Origin of the sequence: Rhizobium sp. UGM030330-04, assembly GCF_003208455.1 — a bacterium.
In the GTDB taxonomy this organism is placed as follows: Bacteria; Pseudomonadota; Alphaproteobacteria; order Rhizobiales; family Rhizobiaceae; genus Agrobacterium; species Agrobacterium rhizogenes_A.
Map to the genome: position 1 here is coordinate 87,725 of NZ_QKML01000015.1, position 25,297 is coordinate 113,021.

Genomic DNA, 25,297 nt, shown 5'->3' on the forward strand with positions numbered 1-25,297 from the left:
TGAAACGGGGAACGCATCATGGATGACCGCATTGTCGTCACCGTTCAGCAGGTCCGGGCGCTGATTGCCAGCCAGTTTCCGCAATGGGCGGCGCTCGATGTTCGGCCGGTGGAACTGAGCGGCTGGGACAATCGCAGCTTCCGCCTTGGCGACGACATGCTGATCCGCATGCCAAGTGCTGAGCGCTATGTGGCGCAGGTGGAAAAGGAACATCGGTGGCTGCCGGCCCTTGCGCCGTTCCTGCCGGTTCCGATTCCCGCACCCTTGGCGCTTGGACAGCCGGGTGAGGATTATCCGTTCTGTTGGTCCGTCTATCGCTGGCTGAAGGGTGAACCTCTCGCCCGGCAACTGGACAGTATCGATCTTTCGGCCATCGCCAGCGATGTTGCGGGGTTTTTGAACGCCCTGCATGACATCGATGCTTCGGATAGCCCCCTTGCGGGCGCACATAATTTCCATCGCGGCGGATCGCTGGCGGTCTATGATGGCGAGGCGAGAGCCTCGGCGGCGCGCCTTTCCGATGAGGTGGATCAGGCGTTGGCCATGGAGATATGGCAGCTTGCGCTTTCGAGCCGTTGGCAGGGGCAGGGCGTGTGGGTGCATGGCGATATTGCCGAGGGCAATCTCTTGGTGCTGGACGGGCGCCTGTCGGCCGTCATCGATTTCGGCAGTTCCGGCGTCGGCGATCCGTCGTCCGATCTCATTCTCGCGTGGAATGTGCTTGATGCGGAAAGCCGGGCTGTCTTTCGCCGGGCGCTGGATCTGGATGAGACCACATGGCAGCGCGGGCGCGGCTGGGCACTGTGGAAGGCGTTGATCGTACTGGATGCCGAGCGCGGGCGGAACGAAGAAATGGCCGAATGGTCGCGGCGAACCATTCGGCGCGTGTTTGAGGATCATTGCTTGGCCGTCTAAACCATTACCGCAGACGCGCCATGCAATAGGCATCGATATATTCGCCATCGCGGAAGGCGAAGGATTTCAGATGGCCCTCGACCTCGAAGCCGAATTTACGATAAAGCGCCAGCGCCGGTTCATTGTCGGTGAAAACGGTCAGCTCGATCCTTTTCAGGTCCAGCCAGCGATCCGCAATGGCGAGGATTTCGCCGATCATGGCGCTGCCGATTCCCCGTCCCGTATAGGCATCATGAACACCCATGCCGATGCTGCCCGCATGGGCCCGGCGGTTGGTGTGGCGCGTCAAGCCGATATCGCCGACGATCTTGTCGTAGAGAATGGCGACCAGCGCAAAGCTGTTGGCCGACTGGGTTTCGATCCCTTTGCGAATATCTTCCGGATTCTGATGCGGCCAGCGCAGCGTCCCGTTGCGAAATCCGGCCATGTTGTGCAGTGCCGTTATCCCCGGCGCATCTGCCGGGGTGCGGGCGCGGATGCACAGGCCTTCGGGCCAGCGCGCATCGGGGTCCAGGGGTGAAGGTATATCGCTTTCCGGCATGTCTGCTCTCCTTGGATTTTTCAGCCGAGGCAGAGCGGGAACACCAGACCCTGCCAATATGCGGCAGGGTGGTGGACGGATGACCAGTTGACTAACGCACTGACACCGCCACGCGCCCTGCGGGGCGAATGGTCACGGTGAGATGCATGTGGGTGGCAAAGCTGGTCATGGCGGCATAAGGCCAGAGGAGCCGCCGGGCGTCAAGACGGCACGGAAGCGTTCATTGCCGGAAAACATCGGGGTGAGAGGAAAAAAACGAGGCCGTTGTCTCGCAAGCCGGCCTCGATCGTCCGGCCTCATTGCAGCCGTTGGCGCGGCTGGCGCAATCTGGAAAGCAATCTGCCATCGATTGCGGCAAGACCGGCAGCGATCATCGCCATGCCGGCGAAATGTTTCATTTCCAGTTGCTCGCCGAGAAGCAACGAACCGAGCAGGATGGCGCTGACGGGAATGAGGAAGGTGACGAGGGCAAGATTGGTGGCGCCGGCGCTGGCAAGAATGCGGAAGAAGATGAGGTAGGCGAGGGCTGTTGACAGCAAGGCGATGCCGATCAGCGCGCCCCAGGTGCCGAGGCTTGGCATGGCGAGTGTCCATGGCCTGTCGACGAGAAGAGCCACCGGGATCAGCATCAGCGTCGAAGAGGATATCTGGCCGGTGGCGGTCATCAGCGGCGGCACGCCCATGGCCTTGAAACGGCGGCCGAATATGCCCGCGAAGGAATAGGAGATGGCTGCGCCGAGAATGGCGATCTGGCCCCAGAGGCCGGATGATCCGCCAAAGGCTGCAGGGCCGATCATCGTCGCCACGCCGGCAAAACCGATCAGCACGCCGACGAGTTTATTACCGGTCATCTTTTCGTCAGCGGTCAGGAAATGCGCGACAATGACGGTGAAAAGGGGCGTGGTGGCATTAAGGATCGAGGCAAGCCCGCTGGCAATATGGGTCTGGCCCCAGACGATCAGGCAGAAGGGAATGATGTTGTTGAGCAGCCCCATGCCGAAAAAGGCGCGCCACACCGCCCATTGGCGCGGCAGGTGAAGGCCCATGATACGGCAGACGATGAGAAGCGCCGCAGCGGCAAGCGTGACCCGCAACGTGACGATGGTGACGGGCGGCAGTTCCTTGACCGCGACGCCAACGAAAAAGAACGATCCGCCCCAGAGCAGCGAGAGCGCTATGAGCATTGCCCACTCTCGGGCATCCATCTGTTTCTGTATCGCCATCATCGTCTCCCACGCTATATGAATATCGACATGATTGCAGGAAGGCACGCTGTCATCCACCCGATATCGGTTGAGTTTACCTCAAGCCGATATTGCGGCCTTTTCTCCGCCCCCATATCCTGTTGCGTCTATTTACTCCCCGTTTTATTGTGTTTTCAAACGATAGTTTCTCTCGCGATAATTGAGCCCAGCTAAATCATGGCAACGGAACTTCCATCGCTTAAAGGGTTGCAGGCCTTTGAAGCCGCGGCGCGGTATCGCAGCGTCACGCTTGCTTCCAACGAGCTGAATGTCACCCCTGGCGCGGTCAGCCTGCAAATACGGGAGCTGGAGACGCGGCTTGGCGTGCAGCTGTTTTTCCGCAAGCCTCGCAGCATTCAGCTGACGCGGGAGGGGGAACGTTATTACGGCGCGCTTCGCACCGCCTTCCGGATGATGCGCGAGGCGACGGCGGAACTGACGGCGCGCTCCGAGATCACGATTCTGACCCTCAGCTGCACGCCGACTTTCGCTATACAATGGCTGATGCCGAGATTGCCGGCCTTTCAGCAGCAACACCCCTATGTGGACGTCCGCATCAGCGTGACCAACCGGCTGGTGGATTTTTCGCGGGACGATGTCGATCTGGCGGTGCGGCATGGTTTTGGCCGTTATGAAGGGCTGGAGAGCATCCGTTTCATCGATGACAGCACTTTGCCGGTCTGTTCGCCGCAGCTTCTTGAGAAATACGGACCGTTTCAGGAGGCGGGAGACCTGAAAGCCGTGCCGCTTCTGCATGATGAAAACCGCAATGAGTGGCGGCGCTGGCTGGAGGCGGCCGGAGCATCCGATGTCGATGCCTCCGGCGGCACGATCTTCATCGACAGCAATGGCGCGCTGGATGCGGCGAAAGCCGGGCATGGCATTGCGTTGACGCGACGCTCGCTTGTTTCCCGCGAGCTTGCGGAAGGTGCGTTGATCGCGCCCTTCGGGAAAGACATGGCCAGCACGCTTGCCTATTTTCTGGTTTATCCACGACGCATGCTTGATAATCCCGATCTGGTGACGCTCATCGAATGGATGCTTTCGCAGGCGGGTTCGACCGAGGCCGGTTCTCTTTGATGCCAATCCGGTCTATGCCGGAATAAAACAACGGGAATCACTCTTGAAAACCATCGCCATCGATTTCGAGACCGCCAATGAGGAACGGGGCAGCGCCTGCTCCGTCGGGCTTGCGTGGATAGAAGACGGTAATATCGTTCGTGTCGAGGAACGTCTTATCCGCCCGAAGGACATGCGGTTTTCGTCCTTCAACATTGCCGTGCACGGAATTCGGCCTGCTGATGTCGAGGATGCGCCGGAATTTCCTGAGGTGATGGAAGAGTTCATTGATGACTTCCATGGCGCCACCATGATCGCCCATAATGCCGCCTTTGATTTCAGCGTCATGCGGGCGTCCTTCGACAAATACCGGCAATCCTATCCTGATCTTTCCTATCTGTGCAGCGTCAAGATCGCCCGGCATGTCTGGCCACATCTGGAATCGCACAAGCTGAATGTGATTGCCCATCATCTCCAGCTGCGCTTCGTGCACCATAATGCCGCCGAAGACGCGGTTGTCTGCGCTGCCGCATCGATTGCGGCGGCGAAGGCCCTGCGTGTCGCCCATATCCGCGATCTGCCGGAAAAGATCGGAATGGTCGCCGGCCGTCTCACCTCCACCGGCTACCAGCCCTGCAGCATGAAAAAACGCGCCGTCGCCCGGGTTGCTTAATGGTGTCGCCCACCTATGTTTGAAGCAACGTAACGGAGAAGATGCGATGACGATGAAAACTCTGTCGGGTTTGTTTGCGGGCTTTCTGGCATTGCTTCCGGTGACAGCGGCGCATTCGCAGGTCGTGGGTGAGGTCGGGGTCGACTGGATCGGCAATGATATCGTCATCGAGGCGATCGCCGATCCCAAGATCAAGGGTGTCACCTGCCACGTTACCTATTTCGAGCGTGGCGTCATCGACCGGCTGAAGAACGGTAACTGGTTCGAAGACCCATCCAACAACGCCATTTCCTGCAGCCAGACGGGGCCGGTGGAGATCGGCGACATCGATCTGTCGAAGGGTGGGGAAGAGGTATTCCGGCAGGGCATGTCGCTGGTCTGGAAGAAGCTCGTCGTCAGCCGCGTCTATGACAAGGCCAATGACACGCTGATCTATCTGGTGCATGCGCGGGAACTGACCGACGGTTCGGCCAAGATGGCGATTTCCACGGTGCCGCTCTATAATCAGCAGGTGACGTGGCAGAAGGGCAAGCCGTAAGCTCTTCCGGTATTTTGATAAGGAATTCCAATGCATTAGCCGTCATGCCGGACTTGACCCGGCATCCAGCCACGACGCGCCCGCGTCGTGAAGGGACTCTTTCGCGATCAAAGACTTGATCGCGCTGGACCCCGGATCAAGTCCGGGGTGACGGGGTGGGGGCGCTCAGGTGGTGCCAAACCCTAAGGTTCTGCATACAGCCCGCATGGCTTCAGCTGATCAGGCCGCTTCGCGTGCCAGCTCGTCCGCAATGACGGTGTCGAGGTTGAGGAAGCAGACCATGCTCTTTTCCAGCGCCACGATGCCGCGGCAGAAGCTGCGCTGTTCTTCCGGAATGATATCCGGCGCGGGCTGCAGGTCTTCGGAGCGGATGGTCATCATGTCGGAGACCTGTTCCACCAGCAGGCCGACCAGCTTGCCGCCGATATCGGTGACGATGATGGCGGAGCGTTCGGACGGTTCGGTCATCTTCATGCCGAGGCGGCCGGCCATGTCGATGACGGGAATGACGGCGCCGCGCAGGTTGATGAGGCCGAGAACATAAGGCGGCGTGTGCGGCATCGGGGTCACCGGCGCCCAGCCGCGGATTTCGCGGATCGCCATGATGTCGATGCAGAATTCCTGATCGCTCAGATGGAAGGAAACGATTTCGAGATATGCGCCGGATTGCTTGATGGCGTTGGACATGACGGCAGGTTTCCTCTGATGGCTCTCTAACAGGCCCGCGCAGGATTGAGCTTTATGCGGTGGCCGGCGTGGACCGGGAGACATCATGTCGAGGCTTCAAAAACCGCTGCGATCATAATGCGCAGCAAGATTTTAAACTTTCCCTAACAATTGCCGCTGCCGGATCGTCGAAGCCCAGTATTTTGGCGGTTTTCGCGCTTGCGCAAACAGGTTATAACAGAAGCATGAAGGCACTCACGTCCCATCCGCTGAAGTTTATTCTGGCAAGTCTTGCCGCTGCGGCTTCGCTTGCCGTTGTGCTTCTTGCATTTGACGGCTGGGTGCGGCACAGCACGGATATTTTCCTTTCCACCGTGCAGAGCGGTATCGCCTGGTGTCTGTGATCGTTTGGGCCGTCCGCGCTTTGTGACAAATCAGCGCGGTTCCCGCAAATACGTCCAGTTGATTTGCCGTCGCCGTCGCCGTTCGTTATCAGTCTGCCAGGGCCTGCGATATGCCGCCGGCTTTCGGGGTAGGATTGGACAATGAGAAATATTCGCATCGTATTGTGGGCCGTGGTGGTCGTTCTTGCCGGTGTCGTCAGCTGGCTGACGATCGAAATGACGAAGACCCGTGAGCAGATGGTGGAAACGGCCTATGGCGTGCCGTTCGAACTGACGGCGCAAAACGGCCAGCCGATTACCGAAAAGGCCTTTCAGGGCAAACCGACGGCCTTGTTCTTTGGTTTCACCCATTGCCCGGAAGTCTGCCCGACGACATTGTTCGAGCTGAACGGCTGGATGGAAAAGGTGGACCCGGCCGGCGACAAGATGCAGGCCTATTTCGTCTCCGTCGATCCAGAGCGTGATACGCCCGAGATCATGCAGCAATATGTTTCCAACGTTTCGAAGCGGATTACCGGCATTACCGGTCCGGCCGACAAGATTGCCGAGACGCTGAAAGGCTATCGCATCTATGCCAAGAAGGTGCCGGTGGATGAGAAGGATCCGAATGGCGATTACACCATGGATCATACTGCCTCCGTCATCCTGCTTGATGCTAAGGGCCGTTTTTCAGGCACGATTGCTTATGGCGAAAACCCTGAAGTTGCCGAGCAGAAGCTCCAGAATCTTCTGAAGGGCTGATAGAGCCGGCATAATTGCGCCAGGCTTATTGGACTGGCGCAGCTTTTGTGGCAAAGGCAAGACAACAACCTCAGCCAGAGAAAGCAGCCCGCCGTGAGCGAAATCCGACTTTACGTCACCACGACCGAAATCAAGGCCGGCGAAATCCTCGATCTCATGTCGGATTATTTCGGCGAGGAGGATGTTGCGATCGCCACGACCGAGGTGGATGAGAAGCGCGACATCTGGGAAGCCTCCGTCTATTTGATGGCCGAGCAGGAGGATGAGTTCCGCGAGCGTGTCGGCGCTTTGCTTGCGCCTGCATTTCCCGGTCTCGTCATCGAAAAAGAGATCGTTCCCGATGTCGACTGGATCGCCAAGTCGCTCGAGGGGTTGAAGCCGGTCAGGGCAGGGCGGTTCATCGTGCATGGCGCGCATGATCGCGACAAGGTGCAGCCGCACGATCTGGCTATCGAGATCGAGGCGGGGCAGGCTTTCGGCACCGGCCATCACGGCACGACGGCGGGTTGCCTTGAAATGATCGAGGATGTTCTGCGGGCACGGACGGTGCGCAACGCGCTCGATCTCGGCACCGGCAGCGGCGTGCTGGCGATTGCCGTGCGCAAGATGCGCCCCATTCCCGTACTGGCGACGGATATCGACCCCATTGCCGTCAAGGTGGCCAAGGAAAATGTACGGCTGAACGGCATTGTGTCAGGAATGGCGCTGGAAACCGCACCCGGTTTTCACTCCGATGCTTTCCGCAAGCATGGTCCATTCGATCTCATCATCGCCAATATTCTGGCGCGGCCGCTGATCAAGATGGCGCCGCAGCTTGTCACGCATCTGGCGCCCGGCGGCACCGTCATTCTGTCGGGCATTCTTGCGTCACAGCGCTGGAAGGTTCTCGCCGCTTATAATGGCGCGCGGCTTTCCCATATCCGCACCATCTGGCGCAACGGCTGGGTGACGCTGCATCTGCGCAAAGACTGACGCTCTTTCGACATTGCTTTCGGGCAAAAGAAAAGGCGGCGCTTTCGCGCCGCCTGGAACCCGCGAGCATATGGGAGGAGCTTGCTCAAGCGGGTCGACGTATTCCTGTTCAGACGCGGTGGAGGGAGGATCGCCGCGCCTGACGTGATCAGAATACGTAGCTGGACTTTGCCTTGCGACGCAGATCGGCGCGGTTCATGCCCAGCGCTTCGAGCGACTTGTCGTCAAGGTTCAAAAGCGCTGCGTTGACATGGCGGCTGACCTGACGCTCGCGTGCTTCAACAACACGATCGAAGGCGGTGCGGAGGAAAGATTTTGCCATTGCTTCAAATCCCTTTTTGCCAGGAGAGCGTCTCTCTCGCTGTGTTGATCCATATATAAGCGATGTGATTTTGTTTGGTTAGAGAGGATATCTCACGGTAGATATGCGTTTCTCGCATATCATGTCGCATTCAGTATTACTTATTTTGTGAATTATGCACAATTTATCGTCGAAACCGGGGCTGTCATATATGGCTTGAAACGGGGTTTGCCCGCATGGCATTGTCGATGCGCGCCAATGATTTGACGGCGCGACAGAACCGCTTTTCTCATGACAGTTCCCGAAAGACGCCCATGTTCCAGACCTTCGAAAACAAATCCGCGCCGCAATTTGGCAAGGCCCGTGTCGAGGCGCTGCGCGCCGGTTTCGACGCCCTCGGCATTGACGGTTTTCTGGTGCCGCGGGCCGATGAATATCAGGGAGAATATGTGCCGGAATGTGCCGAACGCCTGTCGTGGCTGACGGGGTTCACCGGTTCTGCCGGTGTTGCGCTGGTGACACGCGCGCAAGCGGTGGTGTTTGTCGACGGCCGATATACGACGCAACTCAAATCCCAAGTCGATCAGTCCGTGTTTACCGGCGGCGATCTCGTGGGCGCGCCGCCGCCTGTCTGGCTGTCCGAACATGCCACGCAGGGCTTCCGGCTCGGTGTCGATCCGTGGCTGCATACCGGCGCGGAACTGAAGCGTCTGGAAAAGGCACTGGCAGGCAAGGGTGGCTCCGTTGTCCTGCTGGAACGCAATCCGCTCGACGCCCTGTGGCAGGATCGTCCGTCCGAGCCGCTGGAACCTGTCGTCATCCAGCCGGAAGCCTTTACCGGGGTACTCGCGAAGGAAAAGATCGCGCTGCTGGCGGAGACGGTTTCGGCAAAGGGCGCGGATGCCCTGCTGGTTACCGATCCGTCCTCCATCGCCTGGATTTTCAATATTCGTGGCAATGACGTGCCGCATACGCCGCATCCGCTTGCCCGCGCCATCATCTATGCCGACGGCAGGGCGGATATTTTTCTCGACAAACGCAAGACCGGCATCGAGGCCGAGGCCTATCTGGCGCAACTGGCGACGCAGTTGCCGCCATCGAAGATTGCCGACCGCCTGCATGCGATTGCCAGCGCCAAGGGCCGGGTCATGGTCGATGCCGATCTGACGCCGGTGGCGTTGACGGGCGCAATCGCGGCGGCGGGCGGTACATTGGTCGAAGCGGCCGATCCGGTCCGCCTGCCGCGCGCCTGCAAGAACAGGGCGGAGCTTGCCGGTTCTGCCGCAGCGCACGTGCAGGATGGCGCGGCCATGGTCGAATATCTGAGCTGGCTGGATCGCCAGCAGCCGGGCAGCGTCACCGAAATCGCTGCGGTCAAGGCGCTGGAGGCAGCGCGGGCCAGAGTGGGGCAGGCGATGCAGAACCCGTTGAAGGATGTGTCTTTCGACACGATTTCCGGCGCTGGCGAACATGCCGCCATCATCCACTACCGCGTCACCACCGACACGGATCGCACACTTGCCGATGGCGAAATGTTCCTCGTCGATTCCGGCGCGCAATATGTCAACGGTACTACTGACATCACCCGTACCGTCGCAATCGGCACGGTGCCGGAAGAGCAGAAGCGTTTCTTCACGCTGGTGCTGAAGGGGGTGATCGGCATCAGCACCGCACGGTTTCCGAAGGGAACGCGCGGTTGCGACCTCGATCCCCTGGCGCGCATCGCGCTGTGGAAGGCCGGCGCCGACTATGCCCATGGCACCGGCCACGGTGTCGGTTCCTATCTTTCGGTGCATGAGGGACCGCAGCGTATCGCAAGGCTTTCGACGCAGGAGCTGCTGCCGGGCATGATCCTGTCGAACGAGCCGGGTTACTACCGTCCCGGTGCTTTCGGCATCCGTATCGAGAACCTGATCTATGTGCGTGATGCGCAGGAGGTGGCCGGTGGCGACCAGCCAATGTTCTCCTTCGAGACGCTGACCTGGTGCCCCATCGACAACAAGCTTGTCGTCGTGTCGCTCCTGACCGACGAGGAACTCGACTGGCTGAACGCCTACCATGCCGACGTTCTGGAAAAGCTCTCTCCGTTGATCACCGATGAAGAGGTGAAAGCATGGCTTGTTGCCGCGACCAGGCCACTGGAGAGGATCGCTTAAAGCAGCCCGAAATGCCTGATGGCGATGACGACGGCCCAGCCGATTGCCAGCATCGTCAGGCCGGGAAACCGCAGGCAGACCAGAAGGGCTGCCACCATGCCGATCTTCACCTCGTATCCGCCTTCGAAAAAGGCGGGTGCGACAAGCGTGGTCAGAACCGCAACCGGTACGGCGTTAAGTCCGGCTTCCATGCGCGGCGGGATGGATTTCATCCGCGTCATCAGCACATAACCGCCGATGCGGGTGAGATAGGTGGCGATGGCGGCGAGCGCGATCAGGATCATCGTATCGGTATGGAGCATGTCGCTCATGGCGTTTCCACCCGGTTTTCGGCGTTCGCCCCGCCGGCCGGTTTCGGCGGATAGAGGACGGCAACGAGAATGCCGGCAATCGCGCCGAGGCTGACATGCCAGGGCGAGCCGACGAAGTGATAGGCGACCGTCGCGCCGGCTGCGCTTGCCAGCATCACGGGGTAGAAATTCTCCCGCTGGCGGAAGCTCAGGACCATGCCCATGAAATAGATCGGCAAAAGCACATCGAGGCCGATGGCCTTCGGATCGCCGACGAGGTTGCCGAGCGAGGCGCCGAGAATGGTCATGGCCAGCCACAGCACATAGACCGGTGCCGCAAAGCCCATATACCAGGAAAAACCGACCGTGCCGGTGTTCTCATATTTGCGGACCGATTCGGCGAATTGCGGATCCACCAGAACGAAGAAGCCGGCAGCTTTCTGCATCAGCGACCAGCCGGAGATCATTCGGGCAATGGCCGCCGAATAAAGGATATGGCGGAAATTGACGGCGAAGACGGAAAGAACGATCAGCCATGGGGCGACCTTCTGGCCAAACAGTTCGATGCCGACAAGCTGGCTTGCGCCGGCATAGACGGTGCCGCTCATGATCGTGGCTTCGGTGACGCTCAGGCCGTTATCGACTGCAACCGCGCCGAACAGCGCGCCAAAGGGGGCGGCGGAAAGGGCGATCGGAAAACCGGTCCGCAGTCCCTCGCGAAAATCTTTATTGAACATTCTCTGGAAACTCCTTGCCGCCGCTCTATCGCCGTCCCGGCCGGCTGGCAAACGAATTGCATGAATGGATCGATTGATTCCCTTGAAGCTTCCGTTACGGTAACGCCCGCGCGATATTTCGTGCCTGAAATCGGATCATGGAAGACAGATGCTGGAAAAGCAGGAAAAGGCCGCGCTGGCTGCACGGATAAGGGATTACCTCGCCCGGGAGACCGAAATCGAAATTGGTCTTCTGCAGGCTGAGATCTTCGTGGAATTTCTGGCCGAAGAGGTCGGATATGTTTTCTATAATCAGGGGCTCAAGGATGCACATGCCGCAATCCTGAGACGGCTTGAGGACGCGGCCGGTGATATCGACGTCTTGGAGAAACCAAGGCGGCGCTGACAGAGCGTTCCTTACCTCACGCCTGTGGCCGGCAGAAGAGTGAGGTCAGTCGCGCAATATGTCGCGGCTGTTGACGATTGCGGCGCCCTTTTCCCGCATCTCCGCAATCGCGGCCTTTATGCCCTGCGGATCGATGCCGCGGCTTGCATCCTCGATGAAACGGACCCTGACGCCGGGTAGCATGTCGAGCGCATCGAGCACCGAAAAACTGACGCAATAATCGGTGGCGAGGCCGCATATGTCGAGCTGCGTCACGCCCTGACGCGCCAGATAATCGGCAAGGCCCGTCGTCGCCGACTGGTCGTTGTCGCGAAAGGCGGAATAGCTGTCGACGGCGGGGTTTTCGCCCTTCTGCTGAATGTAGTCGAATGCCTCCGTCTTCAGGTCGGGATGGAATTCGGCATCCTGCGTGCCCTGCACGCAATGATCCGGCCACATCATCTGCGGTTTGCCGGAAAGTTCGCCCATGTCGAAAGGTTTCCTGCCGGGGTGCTGCGAGGCGAAACTGCCGTGGTTTTCCGGGTGCCAGTCCTGCGATGCGACGACGAGATCGTAACCGCCATTGTCGATCAGGGCATTGGCGGCGGGCACGACCTTGTCGCCTTCGGCAACGGCCAGATTGCCGCCTGGGCAAAAGCCGTTCTGAATGTCGATGAGCAGCAGCGCCTTCATGATGTGCCTCCCTTTTTGCCAGCAGGATGCCAAGCCGGCTCTGGCGGATCAAGTGCCCTTTCAACCTTTGTGCCGGTGCAAGTGCCCGTGGCGGGCGCTCGTCCCGTCGCAGTCCTGCCGCATTTGCAGCAAATTTCCGGCCAAGTCGGAATTTACCTGACGATGCGGCGACGGAAATTTTAAAGGCCGATGGCGCCCCGCAGGGGCCTTCTTCCGGGACGATGTGGTGCAGATGCACGCTATGCCCGTGTAAGTCATTGTTTTGCCTTCGCCCGACAATGCGCAGACCTTAACGAAATATTTTTGCAGGGACTCGTAAACACTTTGGTTACCATAATTCGTCATGCTTCGAACCAGTCAGTTCCGAAACCGGCGTGGTGTTTACCCGCTCTTCGGATGCCCCAAAATCCCACCGGCATCGGCCGGGTGTGCGTGAACGGTTCGAGTAACGAGTATCATGGCGTTTTCTGCTGCGGCCTATAATGGCGCCGGTCTTGCTGGCCCGTCTTCCGTCAAGAGAGACAAATCATTTTCGCTTGGCCGAATGTCCGCGCTTCTTGGTGGCGGCGCTTTCGCCGGGCTGTTCGCCTTTGCCGCCTTTGCTTCGCTGCACAGCATGGCGGCTGCCTCCCACGGTGTCGGACAATTTGAAAAGACGCTGGTGGCAAGGCTCGATTCCGCCACGGCTGCCGCCCCTGCGGCTGGGCGGGATATTCACGTCCGCAAATTCTCGCGCCTGAGCGACCACAGCCATGGCCAGCAGAAGGCGGTTCGTCTTGCCGGCATCATGCCCGAAATCGGTGCGAAGGAATTCGGCGAGCGTTTTGGCGCGGCGGTGAATACGAAGGGGCAGGCGACGGTCAGGGAACTTGCGGCGCTGCGGCCTTCGGCAATCGTCGATTCGGCGCTCGGACGCACCTCCGAGGTCGCCTATCGGAGCCCCGCCTCGCAACATCCGGCATTTGAAGTGGCGCTGGCGCGGCCGCAGATCGAGGAGGAGGCCAACAGCCTGCTTCCCGACGATGTGCCGCTGCCGAGCTTCCGCCCCGAGGTTGCTGCGGCTGAGACGGTGGAGCCATCGCCGCGTCCCGCCGCACCCTCCAGGGCGGAGGAGCGCGTCCCCGCTGTCGCTTCCGTCCCGGATTTCGATGCGCCGGTTCCGCTGCGGGCCCCGCAGGCGCCGAAGCAGAGCACCGGCGCCATGCTCGCCTTTGCGAAGCCGGACAATCCGATGCGTGAGCCGAGCAAGATGGATGCGGTTCCGTGGCCGGACCGCGGCAACGGCACGGCGATCTACGATATTTCCTCCGGCGTGGTGCACATGCCAAACGGCGAGAAGCTGGAGGCGCATTCCGGCATCGGCAAGATGCGCGACAACCCGGACTACGTTCATGTGAAGATGCGTGGCTCGACACCGCCTTCCAGCTATAAGCTGACGATGCGCGAGGCCCGTTTCCATGGCGTCGAGGCCATTCGCCTGACACCGGAAAACGGCGTCAACCCGCATGGCCGCGACGGTCTTCTGGCCCATACCTACATGCTGGCGAAACGCGGCGAATCGAACGGCTGTGTCGTGTTCCGGGACTATTCCCGCTTCCTTGCGGCCTTCAAGCGCGGCGAAGTCAAACGCATGGTGGTGGTGCCCAAGCTCAACGGCAATCGTCCCACGCTTGCCAGCGGCGGCAGCAAAAGCGGTGGCAAGACGCTGTTCAGTATGTTCTCGCGCGGCAGCGATTCCTGAGGCTGCCCGAGTTTTGTCAGCGGCCGCGCCGCTGTGTCAGTACCATGCCGGCAAGGATGAGAAGAATGCCGAGCGCGCTTGCCCAGATTTTCGGCGGATGATCGCTGAAAAGATCGAGCACGACGCCTGATACCATCTGGCCGCTGATGACCAGAAGGGCGGTGTTGACCGCGCCGATGCGTGGGATGAGCCAGCTTCCCGAAGCGATGAAGACGACACCGATCGGGCCGCCGATGAAGGCAAGCCAGGGGGCATCGGCCGCGCCCGGCGGAATGAGGCCGCCGACGATGAGCCCGATGACGGTCAGCACGCCAAAACCGACAATATGGTTCCAGAAGGAGGCGATGAGCGGCGAGTTCGACAGGCTGAGACGGCCGTTGATCTGCCGGCTCAGCGCCACGAACACGCCACCCGTAAAGGCCATGGCGATCCAGATAATCATGCCGTTCTCCCGACGAGAATAATAAGCGCGCTGCCGCAAAGGATCAGTGCCACCGCCGCCATGTCCCGCATGTCCGGTCGTCTTTTGGGCAGGCCGAAGAGGCCGAAAAGATCAGCCAGCAGGCTGAAGATCACCTGTCCGCCAAGCCCGAGCGCAATGGTGCCGGAAAGCGCCAGCGGTGAATTGACGGCGGTGGAGGTAAGGATGACGATGGCCGCACCCACGACCCCGCCGCAATAGGCCCAGAGCGGCGCTTTCGGTTTTGCCGGTGCCGCTGGGTCTGTCTTCGGGCGCATGATGGCGAGATAGATCAGCGCCGCCACCGTGCCGGTGCCATGCGCCGTCCATGAGGAAAACAGCGCGCTGCCATAATGGGCAAGCTGGCCGTTGAAATGGACCATCAGTGTCAGGAGGCAGCCGCTGGCGAAGGCGGCGGCAAGATGCAGCGGGTTGAGGCGGGGATGCGTCGTATCTGTCATGGCGGGCCGGGAAAGCTGAAGAGGAACCTGAGCTTTAGCTGATATGTGCCTGAAGCGGAATCGAATTGCGCCTCTTCTTTGCCTTGGGCGACATTATCCTGTGCGCTACGGAACCAGCGACGCAGCCGCGCATTGTTCCAGCATGAAGAAAACGACGCGCAAGCCATTGAACCGGATGACGATTTTTGTCATTTCGATTTTCATTCTCGCAGCCGTGGTGGCTGCGGTCTATCTCATCGGCTTCACGCCCGGAGAGATCTGAGCCTGTCGCTCAATGTCCGGCAGCGGCAGCTTTTCGCTTGCCGCCTTCCATTGCCACCCGTGCTTTCGCCACCGCAAAGCGGAGGCCGCGCAGGAGAAAACGGCTCGTTTCCAGATAGGCGCGGTAGGGCAGTACCGTGAAATAACGCCAGCGCGGCAGACGATAAATGCGCAGGTTGTTCTGGATCTGGCTTTCACCGTCCGCATCCTGCGTCGCGCAGAGCGGGTAGATGAAGGCTCCCTTCAGGCCCGCGAGATATTCCAGATCAAAAGCGATATCGTAGGCGAGCCGCATGGGAATGAGTTTCGAGATCCACCGTCCGGCGCGGCGATTGACGAGATAGGCTCCAGATCCCTTTTCGCGGGTCAGCGCGATGGCGAGCGAACGGCCGCCGGCGAGCGGGCGAAACGGAAACTTCCGGCCATTGCTGACCGTGGTCAGCCGCAGCAGATCCCAGTCATCGCCGTTCAGCACTGCCTCGTCGAGCGCATCGAGAAAATCATGGTCAAAGACGACGTCGTCTTCGAGGATGAGCGCGATATCGGCATCGCTGTCCATGAACTTATTGGCGCAGGCGACATGGCTGAGATAACAGCCGATTTCCGGCGGCGAGGTACGGCGGCCATGCATGAGCATGTAGGAAATCTCGCTGAATTCCGGGATCGGATACTTCAGCTCCCTGCCATTGACACCGGCCACCCGCTCCGCCTTCAGCCCCATGGCATCAAGCCGGGTCGTCATGTCCTCAAGGCGCCTGGTGGCACCGTCCATGTTGATCAGGAAAACGGCAAGCTTGCGCTGGCTTTTCGGTAAAATATGCAAAGCGGTCCTCGCCCGGTTTTCACTGTCGTGTAGCAATTCCTTTATTGCAACGGCTTGAGGCGGGCTATGGAAAAAGCTGTCTTGAACCTGTCTTAATCGTGCGAATCAAACCTTTTCCACAAATCCGTCCAGCACCCGTTTCTGCCCGGCGCGGTCGAAATCGATGGTCAGCTTGTTGCCCTCGATGGCGGAAATATTGCCGTTGCCGAATTTGAGGTGGAAGACGCGGTCGCCGACAAAGTATTTCGATGGCGTGTCGGCCACGGATTTCGCCACCAGCTCGCCGTCGATGGTGCGGGTGCGCGGGCCGCTTTCGCCATAACCGATCCGTTCGACCGCATGGCCGGAGCGGGTGCCCCAATTGTCGCGGGTGGCGTCGCTGCGGTTCTGTTGCGCACGCTTCCAGCCGGGGGTGGAGTAGTTGTTGGCGAAGGGATCGGCCTTGTCGAATCGGGACTGGCCATAGCCACCGCGGCCGCCATAACCGCCGTAACTGCTGTCGGACGCCGCCACATCCACATGGGCGGGTGGCAGTTCATCGAGGAAACGGGAGGGCAGGGTGGATTGCCACAGCCCGTGAATGCGCCGGTTCGACACGAACCAGATATGGCAGAGCTTCTTGGCGCGGGTGATGCCAACGTAAGCGAGACGGCGTTCTTCCTCCAGGCCGGAGCGCCCGCCCTCATCCAGCGCCCGCTGGTGCGGGAACAGGCCTTCTTCCCAGCCCGGCAGGAATACGGTGTCGAATTCCAGACCCTTGGCGGAATGCAGCGTCATGATGGAGACGGCATCGAGATTTTCGTTCTGCTCGGCATCCATGACGAGGGCAACATGCTCAAGGAAGCCGCGCATGCTCTCGAAGGCTTCCATCGAGCGGATGAGTTCCTTGAGGTTTTCCAGTCGTCCAGGCGCTTCTGCCGTCTTGTCGGCCTGCCACATGGCGGTATAGCCGCTTTCGTCGAGAATCTGCTCGGCAAGCGTGGTGTGTTCGGTGTTTTCCAGGAGGCCCTGCCAGCGGCGGAAATCCTGCACCACGTCGAACAGCGCCTTGCGCGCCTTCGGTTTCAGCTCGTCGGTCTCGATGATGTCGGCGGCTGCGGCCAGCATCGGAATATCGCGGGCGCGGGCGTAATCGTGCAGATTGCGGATCGTCGTATCGCCAAGGCCGCGCTTCGGCGTGTTGACGATCCGCTCGAAGGCAAGATCGTCTGCCGGCTGGCAGACAAGGCGGAAATAGGCCATGGCGTCGCGGATTTCGAGGCGCTCATAAAAGCGCGGGCCGCCAATGACGCGGTAATTGAGGCCGAGCGTGACGAAGCGGTCTTCGAATTCGCGCATCTGGAAGGAGGCGCGAACGAGAATGGCCATGTCGTTCAGATTATGGTTCTTGCGCTGAAGCTGTTCGATTTCCTCGCCGACCGCGCGGGCTTCCTCCTCGGAATCCCAGGCGGCATGCACCACGACCTTTTCATCGTCAGGGCTGCTGCGTTCGGTGAACAGCGTCTTGCCGAGACGTCCCTCGTTATGGGCGATCAGATGGCCGGCCGCGCCGAGAATATGTTCGGTGGAGCGGTAGTTTCGCTCGAGCTTGATGACCTTGGCGCCCGGAAAATCCTTGTCGAAGCGGAGGATATTGTCCACTTCCGCGCCGCGCCAGCCATAGATCGACTGGTCGTCGTCGCCGACGCAGCAGACGTTTTGCGGTTCGCCCTTGGCGCGCTGGGCCAGCAGCCTGAGCCACATATATTGCGCCGTGTTGGTGTCCTGATATTCGTCCACCAGAATATAGCGGAACTTCTGGTGATACTCTTTCAGAATATCGGTGTGGCGGCGGAAGATGCTGATCGGGTGCATCAGAAGATCGCCGAAGTCGCAGGCGTTCAGCGTTTTCAGCCGGTTCTGATAGGCGGTGTAAAGTTCGCGGCCCTTGCCGTTGGCGAAGGCGCGGCTGTCGCCCTCCGGAATATCCGGCGGCGTCAGGCCCTTGTTCTTCCAGCCGTCGATCATGCCGGCGAACTGTTTTGCCGGCCAGCGCTTGTCATCAAGACCTTCGGCCTGGATGAGCTGCTTGATCAGCCGCACCACGTCATCGGTATCGAGAATGGTGAAATCCGATTTAAGACCGACGAGTTCGGCATGGCGGCGCAATAGCTTGACGCCGATGGAGTGGAAGGTGCCGAGCCAGGGCATGCCCTCGACAGCGCCGCCGACCAGAACGCCGATACGTTCCTTCATCTCGCGGGCGGCCTTGTTGGTGAAGGTCACGGCAAGGATTTGGCTGGGATAGGCGCGGCCGGTCGCCAGAATATGGGCGATGCGGGTCGTCAGAACGCGGGTCTTGCCGGTGCCGGCGCCGGCGAGAACGAGAACGGGTCCGTCCAGCGTTTCAACGGCATCGCGCTGTTCCGGGTTGAGGCCGGAAAGATAGTCAGGCGCGGCACGCGTCTGGTCGCGCGCCGCCATGGCGCGGGCGGCAATGCCAAGCCCGCCGCCGTTTTCCGCACCGGCATTGTTCGTCGCCTTGCGCGGCGCCACGGGTTCTTCATCGAAGAACGGCATATCGTCAAAACTGTTGCTCATGCGGCCCAATGTAGTGATTCGGGATATAAAGGCCAGAACCGTGTTCTGCTTTTATTCCGGTATCGTCAGTCAAAACGCCTATTCCAAGGCATTTTTTGTATCACGTCTGCCTGTCGGCGTCGAAAGCGGCGTCAACGGGCACTTGCAGAGCCACAGCAAGCTGGTTGGTTTTTGCGGCAAGCGCGATGACGCGCAGCAAATCGGCATGCTGCTCTTTCGTCATGCCCTTGGCTTTGGCGGCGGCCGTGTGGGAATGGGCGCAATAGGAGCAGCCATTGGTGACGGAAACGGCGATATAGAGCATTTCCTTCACCACGGGATCGAGCGCCGAGGGTGTCGCTATCACCGCCTTGACTTCACCCCAGGTCTTTTCAAGCAGATCGGCATCGAAGGCGAGGTAGAGCCACATATTGTTGATGAAATCCGATTTGCGGGTGGCGCGGATATCATCGAACACCGCCTTGACGCGCGGGTCGGCTTCAGGATTCTCGGCTTTCGTCACGGTGCTCATGGTTCCTCCAGTCGTGTTTCTCCGTGGGGCAGATTATCCCAACGGAAGATATTTGCGACAGGATTGCGCGGAAGGATTGCCGGCCGGCTGCCTGGCGCGGCAATTGCGCCCAAATTACAATTACGTAAGGAACGGATTTGTGCGTTGCCTTGCCCCCGCCAAGCAGGAATACTGCACCTGTCCCGGAACGTGTCGTTTTCGGGAATGTATCGTGCTGCGCGGATCAACCGGAGAAATACATGCGGGTCTGGAAACAGGTGGGTGTCAGTCTTGCCGTGGTGGGAGCCGGGCTCTGTCTCTGGGGCTTTTATTCGCCCGAAGCCCGCAATGTGCTCGCCGCCATCGGGCTCGGCAAGATGCCGGCCGGTGCGATCGAGGTGGCGGCATCCGGCGCCGGAACCTCAGGCGCGCCATCGGGCCAGAATGCCGGCGGCGCTCGCCGCAACGGCAATGCCACTCTGGTGGTGACGGCTCCGGTTAAAAAAGGCATGGTCAATGACCGGTTGAACGCTATCGGCAACGGCGAGGCGATCCAGTCTGTTGTCGTCATGCCGCAGACCTCCGGCACGCTTTCGGAAATCCGCACCTCCTCCGGTGCACGCGTCGTGAAGGGGCAGGTGCTCGCGCGGCTCGATGATGAGGAGCAGGTGATCGAGCGGGACAAGGCGCAGGTGACGCTGCGCAGCGCGGTTGAAAAATCGAATTCCTACAAGAACCTCAAATCCGTTTCCCGCCTTGATGTGCTGGATGCGCAGATTGCCGAAGAGGCCGCCAAGCTTGCGCTGAGCACCGCCGAACTTAATCTCAAGCGTCGCGACATCGTCGCGCCCATCGAAGGCGTGGCCGGTATCGTCGCCGCCAATATCGGCGACAACGTTACCACGCAGTCGACCATCGTCAGTATTGACGACCGCTCCGAAATTCTCGTCAATTTCTGGGCCCCCGAGCGCTTCGTGACCGCGATCAAGGTCGGCATGCCGGTGGAGGCGACGTCGATTTCCCGGCCCGGCGAGACCTTCAGGGGCGAAGTCGAGGCGGTCGACAACCGCGTCGATGAGGCAAGCCGCACCATCCGCATCCGGGCGAAATTCGGCAATGAGAAGGATGAACTCAGGGCCGGCATGTCGTTTGGCGTCACCATGCGTTTTGCCGGGGAAATTTATGCCTCGGTCGATCCGCTTGCCGTGCAATGGGACGCGGAAGGCTCCTATGTCTGGCGCGTCACCGAGAACAAGTCGAACAAGGTGCGGGTGCAGATCGTGCAGCGCAATCCAGATGCCGTTCTCGTCAAGGCCGAGCTGGCGGAAGGCGAGCCTGTCGTGATCGAGGGCCTGCAGCGCGTGAGAGAAGGCGGCGCGGTCCGCGTCGGCAACCAGCCGAAGCCTGAAGAGGTCGCCAGCCAATGACGACGCATCCGCCTTCCGGTCAGGATTCCAAGCTCGCCTTTACCGCATTGTTCGTGCGCCGGCCGATTCTGGCGGCGGTTCTCAACACGCTGCTGGTCGTTGCCGGCCTTGCCGCACTGGTTGGCGTCGAAGTGCGCGAATTGCCCGATGTCGACCGGCCGACGATCAGCGTCAGGACCACCTATGAGGGGGCGGCGCCGGAAACCATCGATCAGGAGGTGACGCAGACCATCGAAGGTGCGGTGGCGCGTGTCAGCGGCGTCAAGTCCATCTCGTCCAACTCGCAATTCGGCACCAGCCGCGTGACGCTGGAATTCGGCGACAATGTCGATCTGGCTGTTGCCGCCAACGACGTGCGCGACGCCATCGGCCGCGTCACCAATCAGCTGCCTGACGATGCCGACGAACCGCAGATCATCAAGGCGGATTCCGACAGCCAGCCGATCATGCGCCTTGCCGTCACCTCGACCACGCTCAGCATGGAAGACCTGACCAAGCTGGTGGATGACGAGATCATCGACCGTCTGGCCGCTGTTGATGGCGTCGCGGATGTGGAGCTTTACGGCGATCAGGAAAAGGTTTTCCGGGTCGATCTCAATCAGGCGGCGCTCGCCAGCCGCGGTTTGACGGTAACCGATGTTTCGAACGCGCTTGCCAGCGCGGCCCTCGACGTGCCGGCGGGGTCGCTGAAAAGCACGACGCAGGACATCGTCGTGCGCGCCACGGCCAGCCTGACGAAGCCTGAGGATTTCTCCAATCTCCTGATCAAGAACAATATCCGTCTCAGGGACGTGGCAACCGTCATGCTGGGTGCGGATGATGAATCCACCTCGCTGCGCTCCAACGGCGTGCAGGGGGTCGGTCTCGGCGTCATCCGTCAGGCGCAGTCGAACACGCTCAATATTTCAACCGGCGTAAAAGCCGCCGTCGCCGCCATGTCGGCCAATCTGCCTGAGGGTACGCGTATCGTCGTCACCAGCGATGATGCCGTCTTCATCGAAGGCGCGCTGCACGAGGTGGAACTGGCGCTCGGTCTCTCGGCGATCATCGTCGTTGTCGTGCTTTATCTCTTCCTGCGCGACTGGCGTGCGACCCTCATTCCGGCGATCACCATGCCTGTCGCGCTGATCGGCACTATCGTCGCCATCTATATGGTCGGCTTCTCGGTCAATATCCTGACCCTGCTTGCCATCGTGCTGGCGACGGGCCTCGTGGTCGATGACGCCATCGTCGTGCTGGAAAACATCGTGCGCCGCCGGGCGGAAGGCATGGGGCCGCGGGCCGCCGCCGTTCTCGGCACGCAGGAGGTCTTCTTCGCGGTCATCGCGACGACGGCGACGCTTGCCGCCGTGTTCATTCCGCTTTCCTTCCTGCCCGGTCAGCTTGGCGGCCTGTTCCGCGAATTCGGTTTCGTCCTGGCCTTTGCCGTGGGCTTGTCATCGATCGTGGCGCTGACGCTCTGCCCGATGCTGGCTTCCCGCATGCTGAAGGAGGGGCTGAAGGAGCCGACGGGACCGCTCGCCTGGTTCGGCAATGTCTTTGCCTCCACCTACAAAACGACGCTTTCCGCCTGCCTCAACAATCCGCTGATCGTCATCGTTGTCGCGCTGATCTTCTCAGGCCTGTCATGGATCGCTTTCGGCATGATCCAGAACGAGCTGACACCGCGCGAAGACCGTGCCTCGATCATGATGCGGGTCACCGCGCCACAGGGCGTCAGCCTCGAATATACCCGCGACCAGCTGCAGCGGATCGAGGAAAACCTGCAGCCGCTGCGCGACAGTGGTGAAATCCGTAATATCTACTCCATCACCGGCATGAACGGTTCGTCCAATACCGGCTTCATGGTGTTGACGCTGGCGCCCTGGGCCGATCGCGAGCGGACGCAGAACCAGATCGCCGCCGATGTCACCTCCGCCGCCAACAAAGTTCCGGCGCTGCGCGGCAATGCGATGCAGCCGAACAGCCTCAGAATTCGCGGCGCCGGCAACGGGTTGCAAATGGCGATGGTCGGCAGCAATTATGCGGCGCTGACGGCGGCGACACAGAAACTGCTGCTTTCCATGGAGGAAAGCGGCCTGTTCGACACGCCGCGTTTTGACAACGAGCCCAACCAGGCGCAGCTTTCCGTTTCCATCGACCGTGAGCGTGCGTCGGATCTCGGCATCGACATCACCGGCCTGTCACGCGCCATGCAGTCGCTGCTGGAAGGGCGCTCGATCGTCGATGTCTTCGTGGATGGCGATGCTATCCCGGTGCGGCTTCTGTCCTCCACCCGGCCGATCAACGACCCGACCGATCTTGAAAACGTCTTCCTGAAAACGGGCGACGGCAAGATCGTGCCGATGTCGGTTATCGCCACGCTCAAGGAAAATGCGGTTGCGCCGCAGTTGAACCGCGAACAGCAGCTTCCCTCCGTCGGCTTTACCGCCAACCTCAAGGATGGCGTTTCGCTCGGTGAGGCGCTGCAGAAGGTGAATGAGCTTTCGCAATCCGTGCTGCCGCCGGGCGCGCGCCTGCTGCCGCTCGGCGAAGCGGCGACGCTGGAGGAAAACTCGAGTGGCATGTTGCTGACCTTCGGTTTCGCCATCGCCATCATCTTCCTCGTGCTGGCCGCGCAGTTCGAAAGTGTGCTGAGTTCGGTCATCATCATGTCGACGGTGCCGCTTGGTCTGGCCTGCGCGGTGATTGCGCTGCTGGTCACCGGCTCGAGCCTCAACGTCTATAGCCAGATCGGCCTTGTGTTGCTGGTCGGCGTGATGGCGAAGAACGGCATTCTCATCGTGGAATTCGCCAACCATCTGCGCGACCAGGGTGCCACCGTGCGCGAAGCCATCGAAAAGGCCACCAGCATCCGTCTGCGCCCCGTCATGATGACGATGATCGCCACCATTCTCGGCGGCGTGCCGCTGGTGCTGGCGCAGGGGGCGGGTGCGGAAGCGCGCATCGCGCTCGGCTGGGTCATCGTCGGCGGTCTCGGTTTTGCGACGCTGGTGACGCTTTACATCACTCCGGTCTCCTACCTGCTGATCGCCCGCTTCGCCAAGCCGCAGGCGGATGAGGAAATCCGCCTCCACCGCGAACTGGAACTTGCCGCCCGCCGCAAGGCGCTGGAGGAAGACAAGCCGCTGCTTGCGGCGGAGTAGGACGGGGTTTTTGCTAAACCGCATCCGGTGCAATCGCGATGCTGGACAAAGCGTTAACCTTATCCCATACCACCTGACGGAATTTCGTAACGGATCGAATCCGTTACGGGCGGATGTTGCGGTGGAGATGGATGATGGCGCTGAAAGATGTGGTGGCGGGCAAGCGGAACGAAGAGGGTATCGCGTCTGCGCTCGCGGTGCTGAAGCAGCAGCTTGGTGACAGGCTCCAGACCGGGCAGGCGTTTCGCGAGCAGCACGGCCACACCACAACCTATCTGACCCTGCAGGCGCCTGACGGTGTTGTCTTTGCCGAAAACGCCGATGATGTGAAGGCCGTGGTGAAGGCTTGCGCGCAGTACAAGGTGCCGGTCATTCCGTTCGGAACGGGGTCTTCGCTCGAAGGCCAGGTGAATGCGCCCAATGGTGGAATCTGCATCGATTTCAGCCGGATGAATCGCATCATTGAGGTGAATGCCGAAGATCTTGACGTGACGGTGGAGCCGGGCGTGACGCGCGAGGACCTCAATGTCTATCTGCGCGATACCGGCCTGTTTTTCCCGATCGATCCGGGTGCCAATGCCTCGATCGGCGGCATGGCCTCGACGCGGGCGTCAGGCACCAATGCCGTGCGTTACGGCACGATGAAGGACAATGTGCTGGCCGTCACCGCTGTCGTCGCCAATGGTGAGGAAATCCGCACCGCGCGGCGCGCCCGCAAGTCTTCGGCAGGTTACGACCTGACGCGGCTTTTTGTGGGTGCGGAGGGGACGCTCGGTGTCATCACCTCGGTGACGCTGCGGCTGCAGGGCATACCGGAAAAGATCGCCGGTGGGGTCTGCACCTTCGACAGCATCAAGGCAGCCTGCGATGCGGTCATCATGACGATCCAGATGGGCGTTCCGGTTGCCCGTATCGAATTGCTTGACGAGGTGCAGGTGCGGGCCTGCAACGCCTATTCCGGCCTGAACTACGCGGAAAAGCCGACGCTGTTCGTGGAGTTTCACGGCACGGAGGAGACGGCGGCGCTGCAATCGCAGCAGTTCGCCGAAATCGCGGCCGAATGCGGCGGCGTCGACTTCCGCTGGACGAGCGATGCGGCCGAGCGCAACAAGCTGTGGAAGGCGCGGCACGATGCCTATTGGGCCTCGCGGGCGCTTGCGCCCCATCTCGACGGGCTTTCCACCGATGTCTGCGTGCCGATTTCGCGGCTGGCGGATTGCGTGGTGGAAACACAGCGGGACATCGAGGAAAACGGCTTTCTGGCGCCAATCGTCGGCCATGCGGGCGACGGGAATTTCCACGTCCTCATTCTGTTCGATGGCAAGGATGCGGAAAGCGTGGCGAAAACGGAAGCCTTCGTCGCCCGCCTCAATCGCCGGGCGATTGCCATGGACGGCACCTGCACCGGCGAACACGGTATCGGCCAGGGCAAGATGAGTTTTCTCGCCGAAGAGGCGGGAAATGCGCTGGATCTCATGCGCGCCATCAAAACGTCGCTCGATCCGGATAATATTTTCAATCCGGGCAAGTTGTTCCGTCTTGTCTGATCATTCTCACATTTGATTGGTACAAAAGGCTGCTTGCCGTTAAGGCAGAAAAGAATAGGTTTGCAGC

General features: G+C 60.5%; 25 protein-coding genes. 13 read left to right on the top strand and 12 right to left on the bottom strand.

The genetic code is table 11. The annotated features are described in order from the left end of the window. Nucleotides 1-18 precede the first annotated feature (18 nt). Nucleotides 19-915: an aminoglycoside phosphotransferase family protein gene (locus N434_RS21165; RefSeq protein ID WP_110760188.1), complete on the top strand. Its 897-nt coding sequence runs from the start codon at nt 19-21 to the stop codon at nt 913-915. 4 nt (nt 916-919) lie between these two features. Here the strand turns inward: N434_RS21165 and N434_RS21170 are convergent, their stop codons facing one another. Then, nucleotides 920-1,456, bottom strand: coding sequence for a GNAT family N-acetyltransferase (locus N434_RS21170; protein ID WP_110760189.1), 537 nt, complete (start codon nt 1,454-1,456; stop codon nt 920-922). Nucleotides 1,457-1,752: 296 nt separating this feature from the next. Next, nucleotides 1,753-2,679 (bottom strand): DMT family transporter, encoded by a 927-nt coding sequence (locus N434_RS21175; RefSeq protein ID WP_174034363.1) that lies wholly within the window; start codon nt 2,677-2,679, stop codon nt 1,753-1,755. A gap of 198 nt (nt 2,680-2,877) precedes the next feature. Here N434_RS21175 and gcvA point away from each other — a divergent pair, with 198 nt between their 5' ends. Genes gcvA through N434_RS21190 form a run of 3 tightly spaced genes read left to right on the top strand, consistent with a single transcriptional unit; the run spans nt 2,878 to nt 4,970 of the window. Further along, the gene (gcvA, locus tag N434_RS21180; protein WP_110760190.1) at nt 2,878-3,780 is read left to right on the top strand and encodes a transcriptional regulator GcvA; all 903 of its coding nucleotides are present in this window, start codon (nt 2,878-2,880) and stop codon (nt 3,778-3,780) included. Nucleotides 3,781-3,823: 43 nt separating this feature from the next. Beyond that, nucleotides 3,824-4,432: a 3'-5' exonuclease gene (locus N434_RS21185; protein WP_110760191.1), complete on the top strand. Its 609-nt coding sequence runs from the start codon at nt 3,824-3,826 to the stop codon at nt 4,430-4,432. A 46-nt stretch (nt 4,433-4,478) separates the two neighbouring features. Next, nucleotides 4,479-4,970, top strand: a complete 492-nt coding sequence (locus tag N434_RS21190) for a CreA family protein (RefSeq protein WP_035220532.1) — start codon at nt 4,479-4,481, stop codon at nt 4,968-4,970. Between the two features lie 219 nt (nt 4,971-5,189). Here the strand turns inward: N434_RS21190 and N434_RS21195 are convergent, their stop codons facing one another. After that, nucleotides 5,190-5,657, bottom strand: coding sequence for a chemotaxis protein CheW (locus N434_RS21195; RefSeq protein WP_004430791.1), 468 nt, complete (start codon nt 5,655-5,657; stop codon nt 5,190-5,192). Nucleotides 5,658-5,881: 224 nt separating this feature from the next. Between N434_RS21195 and N434_RS25840 the strand changes: the two genes are divergently transcribed. The 3 genes from N434_RS25840 to N434_RS21210 all read left to right on the top strand — a co-directional run bounded on the left by N434_RS25840 (nt 5,882) and on the right by N434_RS21210 (nt 7,753). Continuing rightward, entirely contained in the window at nt 5,882-6,040 is a 159-nt protein-coding gene (locus tag N434_RS25840; protein ID WP_236771146.1) for a hypothetical protein, read from the top strand. 141 nt (nt 6,041-6,181) lie between these two features. Further along, entirely contained in the window at nt 6,182-6,781 is a 600-nt protein-coding gene (sco, locus tag N434_RS21205; protein ID WP_065113746.1) for a cytochrome oxidase assembly protein Sco, read from the top strand. A gap of 93 nt (nt 6,782-6,874) precedes the next feature. Continuing rightward, the gene (locus N434_RS21210) at nt 6,875-7,753 is read left to right on the top strand and encodes a 50S ribosomal protein L11 methyltransferase (protein ID WP_065113745.1); all 879 of its coding nucleotides are present in this window, start codon (nt 6,875-6,877) and stop codon (nt 7,751-7,753) included. Nucleotides 7,754-7,901: 148 nt separating this feature from the next. On the opposite strand, the gene N434_RS25845 is transcribed toward N434_RS21210, so the two are convergent. Then, a complete protein-coding gene (locus N434_RS25845) occupies nt 7,902-8,075 on the bottom strand; it encodes a hypothetical protein (RefSeq protein ID WP_003522343.1) in 174 nt (57 codons plus the stop codon). A 293-nt stretch (nt 8,076-8,368) separates the two neighbouring features. Between N434_RS25845 and N434_RS21220 the strand changes: the two genes are divergently transcribed. Then, complete coding sequence (locus N434_RS21220; protein WP_110760193.1) at nt 8,369-10,210, top strand: aminopeptidase P family protein; 1,842 nt, start codon at nt 8,369-8,371, stop codon at nt 10,208-10,210. Here the strand turns inward: N434_RS21220 and N434_RS21225 are convergent. Together N434_RS21225 and N434_RS21230 are read right to left on the bottom strand one after the other, a co-directional pair. After that, entirely contained in the window at nt 10,207-10,521 is a 315-nt protein-coding gene (locus N434_RS21225) for an AzlD family protein (RefSeq protein ID WP_046798084.1), read from the bottom strand. The two genes, N434_RS21220 and N434_RS21225, sit on opposite strands and share 4 nt — an antisense overlap. Beyond that, nucleotides 10,518-11,237 (bottom strand): AzlC family ABC transporter permease, encoded by a 720-nt coding sequence (locus tag N434_RS21230; RefSeq protein ID WP_110760194.1) that lies wholly within the window; start codon nt 11,235-11,237, stop codon nt 10,518-10,520. Before N434_RS21230 ends, N434_RS21225 begins: the two co-directional genes overlap by 4 nt. A gap of 148 nt (nt 11,238-11,385) precedes the next feature. On the opposite strand from N434_RS21230, the gene N434_RS21235 reads away from it, so the two are divergent. Next, nucleotides 11,386-11,622, top strand: coding sequence for a DUF2164 domain-containing protein (locus tag N434_RS21235; RefSeq protein WP_110760195.1), 237 nt, complete (start codon nt 11,386-11,388; stop codon nt 11,620-11,622). 45 nt (nt 11,623-11,667) lie between these two features. Here the strand turns inward: N434_RS21235 and pncA are convergent, their stop codons facing one another. Then, nucleotides 11,668-12,294: a bifunctional nicotinamidase/pyrazinamidase gene (gene pncA / locus N434_RS21240; RefSeq protein WP_110760196.1), complete on the bottom strand. Its 627-nt coding sequence runs from the start codon at nt 12,292-12,294 to the stop codon at nt 11,668-11,670. A 457-nt stretch (nt 12,295-12,751) separates the two neighbouring features. Here pncA and N434_RS21245 point away from each other — a divergent pair, with 457 nt between their 5' ends. Further along, the gene (locus tag N434_RS21245; protein WP_110760197.1) at nt 12,752-14,035 is read left to right on the top strand and encodes a DUF2778 domain-containing protein; all 1,284 of its coding nucleotides are present in this window, start codon (nt 12,752-12,754) and stop codon (nt 14,033-14,035) included. Nucleotides 14,036-14,051: 16 nt separating this feature from the next. Here the strand turns inward: N434_RS21245 and N434_RS21250 are convergent, their stop codons facing one another. From N434_RS21250 to N434_RS21270, 5 genes are all read right to left on the bottom strand, one after another. Beyond that, nucleotides 14,052-14,477, bottom strand: coding sequence for a DMT family transporter (locus N434_RS21250; protein ID WP_065113740.1), 426 nt, complete (start codon nt 14,475-14,477; stop codon nt 14,052-14,054). After that, the gene (locus N434_RS21255) at nt 14,474-14,956 is read right to left on the bottom strand and encodes a DMT family transporter (protein ID WP_065113739.1); all 483 of its coding nucleotides are present in this window, start codon (nt 14,954-14,956) and stop codon (nt 14,474-14,476) included. The genes N434_RS21250 and N434_RS21255 overlap by 4 nt, the downstream gene beginning before the upstream one ends. 271 nt (nt 14,957-15,227) lie before the next feature. Then, a complete protein-coding gene (locus N434_RS21260) occupies nt 15,228-16,040 on the bottom strand; it encodes a glycosyltransferase family 25 protein (RefSeq protein ID WP_110760198.1) in 813 nt (270 codons plus the stop codon). A 105-nt stretch (nt 16,041-16,145) separates the two neighbouring features. Continuing rightward, the gene (locus tag N434_RS21265; protein WP_110760199.1) at nt 16,146-18,620 is read right to left on the bottom strand and encodes an ATP-dependent helicase; all 2,475 of its coding nucleotides are present in this window, start codon (nt 18,618-18,620) and stop codon (nt 16,146-16,148) included. 100 nt (nt 18,621-18,720) lie between these two features. Continuing rightward, entirely contained in the window at nt 18,721-19,131 is a 411-nt protein-coding gene (locus tag N434_RS21270; RefSeq protein WP_110760200.1) for a carboxymuconolactone decarboxylase family protein, read from the bottom strand. A gap of 239 nt (nt 19,132-19,370) precedes the next feature. On the opposite strand from N434_RS21270, the gene N434_RS21275 reads away from it, so the two are divergent. From N434_RS21275 to N434_RS21285, 3 genes are all read left to right on the top strand, one after another. After that, nucleotides 19,371-20,537 (top strand): efflux RND transporter periplasmic adaptor subunit, encoded by a 1,167-nt coding sequence (locus tag N434_RS21275; RefSeq protein ID WP_110760201.1) that lies wholly within the window; start codon nt 19,371-19,373, stop codon nt 20,535-20,537. Continuing rightward, complete coding sequence (locus N434_RS21280) at nt 20,534-23,683, top strand: efflux RND transporter permease subunit (protein ID WP_065113735.1); 3,150 nt, start codon at nt 20,534-20,536, stop codon at nt 23,681-23,683. The genes N434_RS21275 and N434_RS21280 overlap by 4 nt, the downstream gene beginning before the upstream one ends. A 134-nt stretch (nt 23,684-23,817) precedes the next feature. Continuing rightward, a complete protein-coding gene (locus tag N434_RS21285) occupies nt 23,818-25,230 on the top strand; it encodes an FAD-binding oxidoreductase (RefSeq protein ID WP_110760251.1) in 1,413 nt (470 codons plus the stop codon). The last annotated feature ends 67 nt before the right edge of the window (nt 25,231-25,297 follow it).